The following is a 12,566-nucleotide window of genomic DNA, read 5'->3' as shown; positions in this document are numbered from 1 at the left end:
TAACGCCATTCCCTTTATGGAGCGGCGTTATGTCAGACGAATTTTTTCTCTCCCTCCGCCACTGCCTGCATCATTTGTACGGCGTGGCGCGCACCCTTTCCTGGCTGCATTTTCTTCCCCTGGCCCTGCTTGCGCTGGCGATTTTTCCGCTGACCGGCTGTGGTGATAAACACGAAAATAAGCCCGTTCCTGCACGGGCGGTACGCTACGTCGTCGTTGGCACCGATCAAACCCTTCCCGCGCTGGAAAGAACCGGTGAGATCCATGCCCACGATGAAACGACCCTGAGCTTTCGTACCGGGGGTCGGATACTGACGCGCAGCGTTGATATTGGCGACCGGGTCACTGCCGGACAACTGCTGGCCACGCTTGACAATACGACCGGGCAGAATCAGCTCGACAGCGCTGAGGCCGACTATGAAGGCGCCAAAGCCTCCGCGCAGGTCGCCGCGCTTAACGTCAGTCGAATGCAAAAACTCATGCCAACGGGGGCAATAGCCCGCACGCAGCTCGACAGCGCCCGTGCGGACTGGCTTGTCGCCCGCGCGCGCTTAAAAAGCAGCGAGGCCGCGCGGCGAAATGCCCGCGAAAGCCTCGGCTGGACGCGCCTGATCGCGCCACAAGCGGGCATCATCACGGCCGTGAACGCCTCTGCGGGACAGGTTGTCAGCGACGGTCAGTCCGTGCTGACGCTGGCGACCGGGGAAGAACGCGATGTGATGTTTGATATTGCCACTCCCGATGCGTTCCCGCCTCTTGATAAGGCGGTGTTGCGGGTTTCCCTTCTCAGCGACCCGTCAGTACAGGCGTCTGCCGTGCTGCGGGATATCACCCCGCAGGCCGATCCTCAGACCCGCACCTGGCGCGTCAGAGCCACCCTGCAAAACCCGCCGTCGGCCATGGCGCTGGGTGCCAGCGTTACCGTCACGTTGCCATCGTCAGCCCCGCACGGGTACACCCTTCCCGCATCCGCGCTGACCCGTGCCGGCGACAAACCGGCGGTTTTTGTGATTACCCCGCAGTCGCGGGCGCAGCTGCGCGTGGTGGTACCCGCGAGCTATACGGCTACCTCCGTCATGATTGCCTCCGGCCTTGAGCCCGGCGATCGGGTGATTACCGCGGGCGTGAGCACATTGCGGTCCGGCGAGCCGGTGATGGCCGGAGAGGTTCAGCCATGAACACAGGACAGGAAGCCAAATTTAACCTCTCCGCCTGGGCGCTGAAGAACCAGCAGATGGTCAGCTTTTTTATGCTGCTGGTGATTGCGATGGGCGTGTTCTGCTATGAGAAGTTGCCGCGTAACGAAGATCCGGCTTTTACCATTAAAACGGCCGTCGTCTCCGCGCAGTGGCCGGGAGCATCCGTGGCGGATACCACCCGCCTGCTGACCGATACGCTTGAAAAAAAGCTGCAGGAAACACCCTGGCTGGACTATCTCGAAAGTGAAACCCGGGCCGGACGCACCGTTATCCATGTCAACCTCCGTGACGATACGCCCCCGCAAAGCGTGCCGGACATCTGGTATCAGGTTCGCAAAAAAATGCAGGACATCGCGCCGTCCCTGCCTGAAGGGGTGCAGGTTCCTGCCGTGGACGACGAATTTGACGACACGTTCGGCACAATTTATGCCTTTATTCCCGAAGGTTTCACCCTGCGGGAGGTGCGGGATCGCGTAGAGACCTTACGACGCGAGCTTATGTCCCTGCCGGATATGGGCAAAACAACCCTGCTGGGCGAACAGCAGGAGCAGTGGGTTCTCGCCTTTTCTCCAGCACGCCTGGCCGGGATGGGGCTCGATATTCAGACGATCGCCGACGCCCTCCGGGCGCAGAACGCGGTTGTCCCGGCAGGCACTATGCGTACCGGACAGGAGAACATGGCGATAAAAGTCAGCGGGGCGCTCACGACCGAAGAGAGTTTACGGGCCGTCACGCTGCACGTGAACAATCGCTATATACCGCTGACCGACATTGCCACCGTCACCCGGGAAATCGCCGAGCCACCGGCCCCGGCCTACCGGGTGAACGGCAAACCGGCTATCGGGCTGGCGGTGTCGATGGCGCCAACGGGCAACATGCTGCGTTTCGGTGCTGCGCTGAACGCCAGAATGGCGGCCCTCAGCGCCGGGCTGCCGCACGGTATCGAGATGGTGAAAGTCGCCGATCAGTCAGCGGTGGTCAGTGACGCGGTAAGTGGGTTTATCCGGGTGCTTATCGAAGCCGTTATTATCGTGCTGGCGGTTTCATTTGTCTCACTGGGTTTACGGGCCGGGCTGGTGGTGGCGACGGCCATCCCGCTGGTGCTCGCCATGACGTTTGCCGGCATGATGTTCGCCGGCATTGGCCTTCAGCGCATCTCGCTCGGGGCGCTGATTATTGCCCTGGGCCTGCTGGTGGATGACGCCATGATCGCCGTCGAAACGATGGTCTCCCGGCTGGAAGCGGGGGATTCCCGTCGGCATGCGGCCACCCATGCATTCAAAACGACGGCCTTCCCGATGCTCACCGGTACCCTGGTGATGATTGCCGGTTTTATTCCCGTTGGTTTTGCGGCCTCCAGCGCCGGTGAATACTGTTTTTCCCTGTTTGCCGTGGTGCTCATTGCCCTGCTCTGTTCCTGGGCTGTCGCGATCCTGTTTTCGCCGCTGACGGGTACGTGGCTGCTGCCGGAAAAAGTCAGACATCACGCGGCGGGCCCCGGAAGGATCGCGCGCGGGTACGGACGGCTTTTACGCCTGGCACTGCGCCACCGGCTCGCTACCGTACTGATTGCGCTTTTCGCGCTGGGGCTGTCAGCGTACGGCACGACATTTATGCAGGGCGAGTTCTTCCCCGCCTCGGACCGGCCTGAGCTGCTGGTCAGCCTGACGCTTCCGGCCAACGCGTCGCAGGCGGAAACGCTAAGAGAGGTGGAAAAGCTGGAAAAGGCGCTGGCAGGCAACGGCAACATCAATCGCTATTCGACGTACGTCGGGTCCGGCGCCATCCGTTTTTACCTGCCGATGGACGTGCTGCTGGAAAATGAAAATATCGCCCAGATGGTTGTGGTGGCTAAGGATCTTGAGGCGCGGGATCGTCTGCATGCGCAGCTCAACAGGATCATGGCGACGCAGTTTAGCGATATCATCACGCGCGTGTCGCCCCTTGAGCTGGGGCCCCCCGTCGGCTGGCCAATCAAATACCGGGTGAGCGGGCCTGACTATCTGCAGGTTCGGGCGTTTGCGAACCGTCTCACGGACGCGATTGGGCAGTCCCCGTTCTCACGCGACGTTAACCAGACGGCCGGAGAGCCGGAGAGGGTCATAACCCTTGAGGTGAATCAGACGGCGGCCAGGGCGGCGGGAATATCATCAGAGAGCCTCGCCCGCACGATGAATACCGTCTGGTCCGGCAGCGTTGTCACGTCTATCAGGGATAACGACCGCCTTGTCGACGTGGTGCTCCGGGCCACGGACGATGCACGTCACAGCACCGCCACCCTCTCCTCGCTCACGATCCAGGGGAATGACGGTAAAAAAATTCCGCTCAGCGCCGTCGCGACGCCGGTCTGGGGCGTGGACGATCCGGTCATCTGGCGTCGGCAACGCGTGCCCTTTATCACGGTGCAAACGGATCTTGCCCCGGGGCTGAAGGCTGAAGCGGTATCTGCAGCGCTGCGTCCGGCGGTCGATAAACTTCGCGCGAGCCTGCCGGCAGGTTACAGCATTGAAGAAGGCGGCGCGGTTGCCGAATCGGATAAGGGGAACAGCTCCGTCTTCACCGTTCTTCCGGTGACGCTGGTCATCATGCTGTTGCTGCTGATGCTTCAGTTGCGGCGATATTCCCGGATGCTGCTGGCACTCCTGATGGCCCCGTTTGGTTTACCGGGGATCGTGCTGGCTATGCTGCCCGGCGGAACGCCGATGGGGTTTGTCGCGCTGCTGGGCGTCATCGCACTGGCGGGGATGATCGTGCGTAACGCGGTGATATTGATTAGCGAGGTTGACAGCAATCTTGCTCAGGGGATGACAAACGATGCCGCGATTATGGCGGCTGCGGAACACCGGGCCAGGCCCATCTGTCTGACCGCCTGTGCCGCCATTCTGGGCATGATCCCCATTTCTCACCAGGTATTCTGGGGCCCAATGGCCTATGCCATTATCGGCGGGCTGCTGTCTGCGACGCTGGTGACGCTGACCGTGTTACCCACGTCGTTTAGCCTGCTGTTACAGTGGGGAGATCAGCGCAACGCCACAGAAGACGGACTGCGCTGAGGCTCCACCGTTTCCCGGCTGATTACGCGGCGGTCAGCGCAAAACGGTCTTTCAGGACCTGGTGGATTTCCTCCTCCGCCAGTTGCCGCGTTTCAGTGCCGTTCGCCGTGATGGTTTTCAGCACATCGCCCAGTAAAATCAGGCGTCCTTCAGGGCGATGCTGCACCACCACCCGCTTCTGCACAAAGATCGCATTCGGGTGCGTGGAGTTAAGGTAGTTGGCCGGAACAAAATCAATCCATTCCTGAGGCGTGAGATCAAAGCCATACTGCCGGGCCCATTCTCCCTCCACCTTCGCCTCAAGCAGATATTCGCCCTCCGCGCTGCGGCTTAGTCGAAACGTGTCGAAATCCTGCGTGATATCCACATCAAGCGTGTCCAGCGCCATCGGCGCACGAATACCGTAGCTGCCAAACCCGAGGTCGCAAAGCCACAGTCGGCTATCTACCTCAGCGATGAGCGCCATATGGGTTTTAGGTCGCCGCACGGGGTAGAACATCGGCCGCGCCGCCACGAAACGGTAAGGTATCCCTAACGCCGCCAGCGCCATGGCAAAAAGCCCGTTCACCTCATAGCAGTAGCCGCCGCGCCCCTGCGTTAACACCTTATCGGCAATGTCGTCTGGCGCCAGCGAGACAATTTTACCCGCCTGCACGTCCAGATTCTCAAAGGGAACGGAAAAGAGCTGATGGCGCATCAGCGCATGCAGAGTGGCCGTATCGGCAGTCGCCGGTCCGGTGTAGTTTATGCGTTTGAAATAGGTGGAAATGTTGAAATTATCGCTGTGCATAATGCCTCCTTGTCCTGAACATGCCGGACACTATAGATGGCGTGCATCATTGGCTGTATAGTCAGTTTTATCGAAAATTAGCCTGAACAGATCCCCATGTCCGCCCCGTCCCAGTCGTCCCCACACTATCGCCGAATTGCTGAGATGCTGCGCCTCACGCTGACCTCTGGCGCGCTGCGCGCCGGTGACAGGATGATCTCCGCACGTAAACTGGCCGAGCGCGAGCACGTTAGCCTTCCGACGGCGCTGGAGGCCCTTCGCTGCCTTGAGGCTGAAGGGCTGATTGTTGCGCGCCCGCGTTCAGGTTATTACATCCGCCAGACCAGCCTGCCTCCGCGCGTGGAGCCCGCACGTTCCTCACCTGGCCCGGTTCCCGTCACCATGTCCGCCGTGGCCCGGTCGCTGTTCAGCAGTGCAGAAGCCAGGCTGATCCCGCTGGGCGCCGCCCTGCCCGATCCCGCGTGGCTGCCGGGAGATGCGCTGCAGCGGGCTCTGCACTCTGCGGGTCGTCGTCTGGACGCGCATGGACAGAGCTACAGCCTGCCTCCGGGAAGAGGGGATTTGCGAAGTAAGATTGCCGCGCGTTCTGCACAGTGGGGAGCCCGGTTCGGCGCAGACGATCTGATTATTACCGCAGGTGCGACGCAGGCGCTGCGCCTGGCCCTTCGGGCCGTGTGTCAGCCAGGTGATGTCGTGGCGATTGAGGAGCCCGCCTACTTTGGCACGCTCCTGCTGCTGGAGGATTTAGGCCTGAAGGCCTTAGCTATCCCCACCGACCCTGTCGAAGGCCTGCTGCTGGAACCGCTGGCAGACGCCATTCGCTGCCACCGCCCTGCTGCGGTTCTGGCCTCGCCCACCGTGCAAAACCCGTTGGGTGCCAGCATGCCCGTCGCGCGCAAGCAGGAACTGGTTGCCCTGCTTGAAGAGGCAGAAATTCCTTTGATTGAGGATGATGTTTACGGTGACCTGGTCGGCGAGGGGCAACGTCCTCCGGCCTGCAAGGCGTTCGACCAGAGCGGGAATGTGATTTACTGCAGTTCCCTGTCAAAAACGCTTGCGCCGGGCTGGCGAATCGGCTGGATTGCCGCCGGACGCTACCACCCGCAGGTCTTACAGGCCCGCATGGTCGGAGACTGGGCCGGCACGCCGCTGCTGGAAGCCGCAACCAGCGAGATGCTGGCAAGCGGCGACTACGATCGCCATCTCCGGAGGCTAAAGCGCCGGGTCGCAGAGGGGATCCACGCCGTTGTCGCGCGGGTCGAGGCCAGCTTCCCACCCGGCACGCGCGTTAGCGTACCCGCAGCCGGTTTCCTGCTGTGGGTAGAACTGCCTCAGCAGGTCAGTGCGCTGGAGGTGCACCGTCGCGCGCTGGCGCTGGGCATCGGCGTCAGCCCTGGCCCCCTGTTTTCCCCGAGATCAGAGTTAACGCATTTTCTGCGGCTGAACTGCGCAAACGAACCCACGCCCCGCCTGCTGAACGCCGTGGACCAGATTGGCGCGCTGTGTCACGAGCTGGCCGCTTTCACACCAGACTCTCCAGCCACTCGGTAAAGACCCGCACCTTGCGGGAGAGGTGACGGTGTGGATAGAGCAGCGACAGCTTGCGGTCGGGCGAGCGATAGTCTGGCAAGACTTCAACCAGAAGACCGCGGTCAATGTAAGGCTGGAGAAAAAGATTCATCCCCTGCATTAACCCCAGCCCGGCAAGGCCAGCCGCAATGTAGGCTTCGGAGTTATCCACGACAAGCTTACCGGGCAGGGTAATCTCCGCGATGCCTTCCGGCGTGGTAAACGTCCACGGCTGAATGTGTCTGCTGCGGTTATTAATCCAGTTGATGGCCTGATGTTTGCGTAAATCATCCGGCGTTTCTGGCGTACCGTGTTTTGCCAGCCAGGCCGGGCTGGCGCAGGTCGTGATGTTGATGTTCCCGATTTTACGCGCGATATACTCGCCGTCCTCCAGCTCTCCCACCCGCAGCACGCAGTCAAGACCGTCCCTGAGCATATCCCGACGGCGGTCAGAGCTGCTCAGAATGATGTCGATTTCAGGATGCTGCCGATAAAAATCAGGCAGATTAGGGATCACCCGCAGCGTTGCAAAAGAGACCGGCATATCCACACGCAGCTGACCGTGTATTGCCCGGTCCGTACCAAACGACTCCAGTAATTCGTCCGCCTGCGCCAGCAGAGGTTTACTCCGGCGATAAAACGCATCGCCATCCGGCGTCAGACTGATTCGACGCGTTGTTCGCTGCAGCAAACGCGTGCCGCTGTGCTGCTCCAGAAGCTGTAACGCTTTGGTGACCGCCGGGCGATGGACCTGCAGATTTTCCGCAGCCTGGGTCAGGCTCCCCGACTCGACAATTTCAATAAAAATTCGAATAGCTTCAAAGAGGTTTATTTGCATAAGGGATGCTTTTGCCGCGATCAGAATAACGTTATTGTTATTAATTTTATAACAGTGATGAATTTTTTTGGCTATTTTTCCTAACAATCCTGCGCCCTACACTCTTCCCCATTCAAACGTAAGGGAGAGTCTGCTATGAAAAATAACCGTATTTGTCAGATCCTGGGTATCGAAAAACCTGTTATTCAGGGGCCGTTATCCTGGCTCACGGATGCCCGCCTGGTCGCCGCGGTCAGCAATGCCGGCGGGCTCGGCGTGCTGGGGCCCAATGCCGGTTTAACCGCCGACACGGCGGTCTCCACGCCGGAAGAGACCGCCGAAAAAATGCGCGAAGAAATTCGTAAAACCAAACGGCTGACCGAAAAACCGTTTGGCGTGAACCTGATCCCCACGGCCGTTAATGACGTCTGGACTGGGCCTATTCTTCAGGTGGTGAAAGACGAAGGCGTCAGGGCCGTGGTGTATACGGGCTACGGGGAAGGCAGCATTATTCCCGCGCTGTTCAGCGAGTTAAAAGAGGCGGGTATCGCCATTATCTACCGCGACATCAATCCAACGCCGGAGAACACCCGCCTCGCAGAAGAAATGGGGGCTGACATTATTGTTGCTACCGGTTTTGATGAGGGCGGAACGTTACCCGCAACGGTGCTTGGCACCTTTTCCATCGTGCCGCTGATTGCCGATGCCGTGAAGCACATCCCGGTGATGGCCGCGGGCGGCATTACCGATAATCGCACCGCCAGAGCGGCCCATGCATTAGGCGCGGAAGGCGTGTTTGCCGGGTCGGTCTTTATCAGCACGGAAGAAAGCCGCGTGCCGCAGGGAGTCAAAGAGAAAATTGTTGCTGCCAACGGTCTCGATTTGCTGCTTTTCCGCACCGTGCCCCATTACTACCGCGCTCTTCCCGGCAAGCTGGCGGAAAAACTGGCGTCGATGGATAAAGCAGGCGCAAGCAACGAAGCGCTGGGCAAGGCGATGGGAGGATTACGGGGTCTGCGCCTGGGCATGCTGGAAGATAATACCGATGAAGGCTATATCGCGCTCGGCACGGGGATTGGGAACATCCGCAGCGTGAAAAGCGTGGCCGAGGTTGTTAATGCCTTAACGGTTGAGTAAATCCCCCGGCGTCCTGGCTTGCACCTGGACGCCCAGATTTATCAGGGAATAATCCGCGCCGCTCTCAGCTGCGCGAACAGGCTGAAAAACATCTCATCCGTCGCCTGCATCCGCGTGAAGCCCGACCGCCGCAGCTTGCTCCCGTCACCAAACATGTCGTAGTTCCAGCTGAAGACGAAATCGGCAAACTGCCCATCGCTCAGCTGCAAAATATCCGCTTCCACCAGCCCTTCCCCGGCAAGATCGCGCCATACGCCGCGATAGTCCGTAAACAACTGGTGAAACGACAGCCTCACCGGCGGCGCAGAGTCCAGTTCAAACCAGCGGGCAATGCGCGGCCACAGCTCGCTCCAGCGCCAGATATCGCCATTATTCACGTTGAACGCCTGATTATGTGCCGCCGGTGACGTGGCCGCCCACAGCGTGGCCTCCGCCAGCAGTCCGGCATCGGTATAATCCACAATGCTGTGCCAGGTCTGTTCCGAACCGGGAAAACGCAGCGGTAACCCCAGCGCCTTACACAAAGAGGCATAGAGGGCGATACTCAGCGCAAGGTTCATGGTATTACCGGGCACCGCGCTTCCCACCACGCCCGGCCGAATGGCATTCCAGTGCCAGCGTTTTCCACGCTGATACTGGCTGAGCCACGCGAGCTGCGCGGCGTTAAATTCGGCACCGGGCACGCCAGGATCGCTTTCGCGAGCCGGAGTTTTAAACGGCCCCAGGTGTGCGCCATACACTTTGTAGCCCTGCATCAGGCTGACCGTCTGCAAAGGTGCCGTTTTTTCGAGGGTGCTGACCAGGTTACGCAGCATAGTGACGTTCGGCTCAACCATCTCTGTCCAGTTCGCGGCGTTCACCCAGGCGCTGTAAAAGAGATGGGTAACCCTGCTCAGCGATTGCAGCGCCCGCGCGCTGTCCTTAGCATCCAGCAAATCGACGTTCACCACTGGAATGCCGTCAGGATGGGATAACGCCTGACGGCTCAGGCCGATCGCTTCCCATCCATTGTGCAGAAGCGTTTTAACAAGCTGTCTGCCGACAATTCCGCTCGCGCCCGCGACCAGGGCGACATTTTGTTGCTGCATCTTATCCATCGTGTTTCTCCAGAAAGGGTGACAGATGCAGTGTCATATATTATTTTTTTAGTGAATATCCCCTCCATCCGATAGCACTTATCAGAAAAACCATTAAATGAATAATAAGCTCAACGCCATTTCCACCTTTCTTTGCGTCGCGGACGCAGGCTCTTTTTCTGCCGCAGCCCGTCGGAGCGGGATGAAGCAGTCCGCCGTCAGCCAGCAGATCGCCGCCCTTGAACAAGAACTGGGCGTGGTGTTACTGCACCGAACAACGCGTGCAATGAAGCTGACCGAACAGGGAGAACGTTACCGCCGCGACATGCAGCTGCTGCTGGACGCCATGCGGGAAGCGGAGGGACGGCTGGCGCCGGTCGATCATCAATTTCAGGGAAGCGTTCATGTCCAGCTGCCGAGCGGCCTGGGGCAGATCGTCTTGCCACATCTACTGGAGCTGCAGCGCCTGCATCCAGAATTACATCTCAGGCTTTCTCTTGATGACCGCCTTGCAGACCTGGTGACGGAGGGCGTGGACGTCGCGATTAGGCTGGGCAGTGAGCCCCCGCAGGCGCATGCGGCCCGCGTGCTGGCGCGTATTGAAAGCGCGCTGTTTGCCGCCCCCGGCTTTCAGGCGGTGCACGACGTGAGCGAGCTGACCACGCTGCCCCACGTGCGCTTTAGCGGCATCCCGCTGGATGCCCCCCTGCGGCTCATCACGGATGAAGAAGCGATCGAAGTAAAAGTGAATACCGTTTTCCGCGCCAACACCAGCGACGCGCTGCTACGGGCGCTGGAGGCGGGCATCGGTATCGGCGGTATGCAGCGACCGCTTGCGGCCAGGGCGCTGAAAACCGGCACGCTGGTGCCGGTATTGCCCGACTGGCGGTTGCCCGATCGCGTTCTCTATGCCGTCTATCCTGACGCCCGCTTTATTCCGCAACGCGTGCGAAGCGTCGTCGGCGTGATTGAGCAATTGCTGATTGAGATCGCGGAGCACGCCCCCGCAAAATAACCGCATCCTACCGCGCCACCGGTAAATCCGCGTACCGCGTCGTATAAGCCGGCGACAGCATCTCACGCTTCATCGCCCAGGATTTCTCAATCCCCTGCCCGGCAAACCATATCTTCCCTTTGCCGGAATGATTCAGGCTGTCGATCGTCTCCATCAGCGCCGCACTGTTGGCGCTCGGGCGGTTATCGTCAAACAAGTTAAGCTGAGCGACGCCGCTGCTGAAAAAGTCCGCCAGCATGACCCCGGCTTTCATATAGCGATACCCGTCAAGCCAGATACGCCCCAGCGCCTCCGTGGCGGCGCGGATGATATCGCGCGAGTCATTGGTGGGCGTCATCAGGGTGACGGAAGCCTGATTGCCGTAATAAATTTCGTTGTCCGCGTGCGGGCTGGTGCGTACAAACACGCTGATAAAACGACAGTATTGATGCTCGCCGCGCAGTTTCTCTGCTGCGCGTTCCGCATAGGCGCAAATGGCCTGGTGCATCTCCTCGTACTGCGTAATACGGTGTCCAAACGAGCGGCTACAGATAATTTGCTGCTTCGTAGGGGTAAACTCTTCCAGATCGAGGCAGGGCTCACCGCGAAGCTCGCGTGCCGTGCGCTCCATAACCACGTTAAAATGTTTGCGGATGACCCAGGATGACGCTTCCGCCAGCTCCAGCGCCGTGGTAATCCCCATCGCGTTGAGCTTTTTCGTGATGCGTCGTCCTACTCCCCACACCTCCTCCACCGGAACCTTTGCCAGCAGCTTACGCTGCCGTTCACGATCCGAGAGATCGACCACGCCCCCGGTGGCTGACCACCGCTTCGCCGCATAGTTGGCCAGCTTCGCCAGCGTTTTGGTCGGCGCAATCCCGACGCCAACGGTTAAGCCAGTGTTTTTGAAGACCTGCGTACGCATCTGATGACCGAATGCTTCCAGCGACAGGCAGTTGCTGACACCCGAAACGTTCACAAATGCTTCATCAATGGAGTAGATCTCAATGGCCGGCGCGAGATCGGTCAGCGTTTGCATCACCCGGCTGCTGAGGTCGGCATACAGCGCATAGTTCGAGCTAAAGACGTAAACCCGCGACGGATAACCCTTCTCTTTGAATTTAAAATAGGGCTCCCCCATTTTTATGCCGAACTGCTTTGCCTCTCGCGACAACGAAATAATGCAGCCGTCGTTATTGGACACCACCACGATGGGTTTACCCACCAGATCGGGGCGAAACACCCTCTCGCAGGAGGCATAGAAACTATTCACATCAACCAGCGCGAACATGTTTATGCGTTTTAAGCGTATGAGTGACGACACCGAAGATTTGCAGCTCCTCTTCGGACTGAAAGGCGATCGGCTGATAGCGGGCATTACGCGGCAACAGTCGCAGAACCGGACGGGTCTGTAGCTCTTTCACCGTGAACTCACCGGCGACCGACGCCACAACGATATCCCCATGTTCAGCATTCAACGAACGGTCGACCACCAGCAGATCGCCGTCGCTAATCCCCGCGTCGATCATGGAGTCCCCGCTCACTTTGATAAAGTAAGTCGCACTGGGGTGCCTGACTGCCAGCCGGTTAAGATCGAGACGATCCTCCACATAATCCTGCGCAGGGCTTGGGAAGCCACAGGCAACGCGCTCAAGATAGAGAGGTAATTCAATAGGTTGTTTTGGATGATAAGAAAAGAGAGTGTCCATAAATGCCTTTCTCGCCAGATACTGTATATAAACACAGTATTACGGATTCCGGCACAGGATCAAGGTCATTTCCGACAAAGACCGCAAACGCCTTGAAGTTTGAGCGGATTTAATTCAGCAACCTCTTGTGCGGGCGGTCGCAGATGGGTTAAACAGAAGTCATAAGAAAGTCATTCAAACACTTTAAAATCACTTTAAGTGAAAAACGAAAGATCGACAAAT

10 protein-coding genes are annotated in these 12,566 nt (G+C 59.1%); 5 read left to right on the top strand and 5 right to left on the bottom strand.

Annotation, left to right across the window (positions count from 1 at the left end; all coding sequences use genetic code 11):
- Positions 1-29 precede the first annotated feature (29 nt).
- Together AC4ICF_RS10525 and AC4ICF_RS10520 are read left to right on the top strand one after the other, a co-directional pair.
- Entirely contained in the window at positions 30-1,178 is a 1,149-nt protein-coding gene (locus AC4ICF_RS10525; protein WP_316379010.1) for an efflux RND transporter periplasmic adaptor subunit, read from the top strand.
- Positions 1,175-4,252: an efflux RND transporter permease subunit gene (locus AC4ICF_RS10520; RefSeq protein WP_316379009.1), complete on the top strand. Its 3,078-nt coding sequence runs from the start codon at positions 1,175-1,177 to the stop codon at positions 4,250-4,252. The genes AC4ICF_RS10525 and AC4ICF_RS10520 overlap by 4 nt, the downstream gene beginning before the upstream one ends.
- Positions 4,253-4,274: 22 nt before the next feature.
- Here AC4ICF_RS10520 and AC4ICF_RS10515 read toward each other — a convergent pair whose 3' ends face one another.
- Complete coding sequence (locus tag AC4ICF_RS10515; RefSeq protein ID WP_316379008.1) at positions 4,275-5,042, bottom strand: arylamine N-acetyltransferase family protein; 768 nt, start codon at positions 5,040-5,042, stop codon at positions 4,275-4,277.
- 96 nt (positions 5,043-5,138) lie between these two features.
- Here AC4ICF_RS10515 and AC4ICF_RS10510 point away from each other — a divergent pair, with 96 nt between their 5' ends.
- Entirely contained in the window at positions 5,139-6,593 is a 1,455-nt protein-coding gene (locus AC4ICF_RS10510; RefSeq protein ID WP_316379007.1) for an aminotransferase-like domain-containing protein, read from the top strand.
- Here AC4ICF_RS10510 and AC4ICF_RS10505 read toward each other — a convergent pair.
- Positions 6,565-7,449, bottom strand: a complete 885-nt coding sequence (locus AC4ICF_RS10505) for a LysR family transcriptional regulator (RefSeq protein ID WP_116341146.1) — start codon at positions 7,447-7,449, stop codon at positions 6,565-6,567. The two genes, AC4ICF_RS10510 and AC4ICF_RS10505, sit on opposite strands and share 29 nt — an antisense overlap.
- A gap of 135 nt (positions 7,450-7,584) precedes the next feature.
- Between AC4ICF_RS10505 and AC4ICF_RS10500 the strand changes: the two genes are divergently transcribed.
- Positions 7,585-8,565: an NAD(P)H-dependent flavin oxidoreductase gene (locus AC4ICF_RS10500; protein ID WP_166710934.1), complete on the top strand. Its 981-nt coding sequence runs from the start codon at positions 7,585-7,587 to the stop codon at positions 8,563-8,565.
- Positions 8,566-8,606: 41 nt separating this feature from the next.
- Here AC4ICF_RS10500 and AC4ICF_RS10495 read toward each other — a convergent pair whose 3' ends face one another.
- Positions 8,607-9,662, bottom strand: coding sequence for an SDR family oxidoreductase (locus AC4ICF_RS10495; protein ID WP_316379004.1), 1,056 nt, complete (start codon positions 9,660-9,662; stop codon positions 8,607-8,609).
- Between the two features lie 97 nt (positions 9,663-9,759).
- Here AC4ICF_RS10495 and AC4ICF_RS10490 point away from each other — a divergent pair, with 97 nt between their 5' ends.
- A complete protein-coding gene (locus AC4ICF_RS10490) occupies positions 9,760-10,656 on the top strand; it encodes a LysR family transcriptional regulator (protein ID WP_192981468.1) in 897 nt (298 codons plus the stop codon).
- Between the two features lie 7 nt (positions 10,657-10,663).
- Here the strand turns inward: AC4ICF_RS10490 and umuC are convergent, their stop codons facing one another.
- Positions 10,664-11,926 carry a translesion error-prone DNA polymerase V subunit UmuC gene (gene umuC, locus AC4ICF_RS10485; RefSeq protein WP_116340289.1) on the bottom strand — a complete coding sequence of 421 codons (1,263 nt, stop codon included), beginning with the start codon at positions 11,924-11,926 and terminating at the stop codon, positions 10,664-10,666.
- On the bottom strand, positions 11,910-12,344 hold the full coding sequence (gene umuD, locus AC4ICF_RS10480) for a translesion error-prone DNA polymerase V autoproteolytic subunit (protein ID WP_116340291.1): 435 nt from the start codon (positions 12,342-12,344) through the stop codon (positions 11,910-11,912). Before umuD ends, umuC begins: the two co-directional genes overlap by 17 nt.
- Positions 12,345-12,566 lie beyond the last annotated feature (222 nt).

It is taken from the genome of Enterobacter sp. ECC_219_Taxon_10 (assembly GCF_058354905.1).
This window is presented reverse-complemented; position numbering and strand designations above follow the sequence as displayed.

Excerpts from the sequence above, each read along its gene's own strand:
- AC4ICF_RS10525 (WP_316379010.1), top strand. The coding sequence starts at position 30 with ATGTCAGACGAATTTTTTCTCTCCCTCCGCCACTGCCTGCATCATTTG.
- AC4ICF_RS10520 (WP_316379009.1), top strand. The coding sequence starts at position 1,175 with ATGAACACAGGACAGGAAGCCAAATTTAACCTCTCCGCCTGGGCGCTG.
- AC4ICF_RS10515 (WP_316379008.1), bottom strand. The coding sequence starts at position 5,042 with ATGCACAGCGATAATTTCAACATTTCCACCTATTTCAAACGCATAAAC.
- AC4ICF_RS10510 (WP_316379007.1), top strand. The coding sequence starts at position 5,139 with ATGTCCGCCCCGTCCCAGTCGTCCCCACACTATCGCCGAATTGCTGAG.
- AC4ICF_RS10505 (WP_116341146.1), bottom strand. The coding sequence starts at position 7,449 with ATGCAAATAAACCTCTTTGAAGCTATTCGAATTTTTATTGAAATTGTC.
- AC4ICF_RS10500 (WP_166710934.1), top strand. The coding sequence starts at position 7,585 with ATGAAAAATAACCGTATTTGTCAGATCCTGGGTATCGAAAAACCTGTT.
- AC4ICF_RS10495 (WP_316379004.1), bottom strand. The coding sequence starts at position 9,662 with ATGGATAAGATGCAGCAACAAAATGTCGCCCTGGTCGCGGGCGCGAGC.
- AC4ICF_RS10490 (WP_192981468.1), top strand. The coding sequence starts at position 9,760 with ATGAATAATAAGCTCAACGCCATTTCCACCTTTCTTTGCGTCGCGGAC.
- umuC (WP_116340289.1), bottom strand. The coding sequence starts at position 11,926 with ATGTTCGCGCTGGTTGATGTGAATAGTTTCTATGCCTCCTGCGAGAGG.
- umuD (WP_116340291.1), bottom strand. The coding sequence starts at position 12,344 with ATGGACACTCTCTTTTCTTATCATCCAAAACAACCTATTGAATTACCT.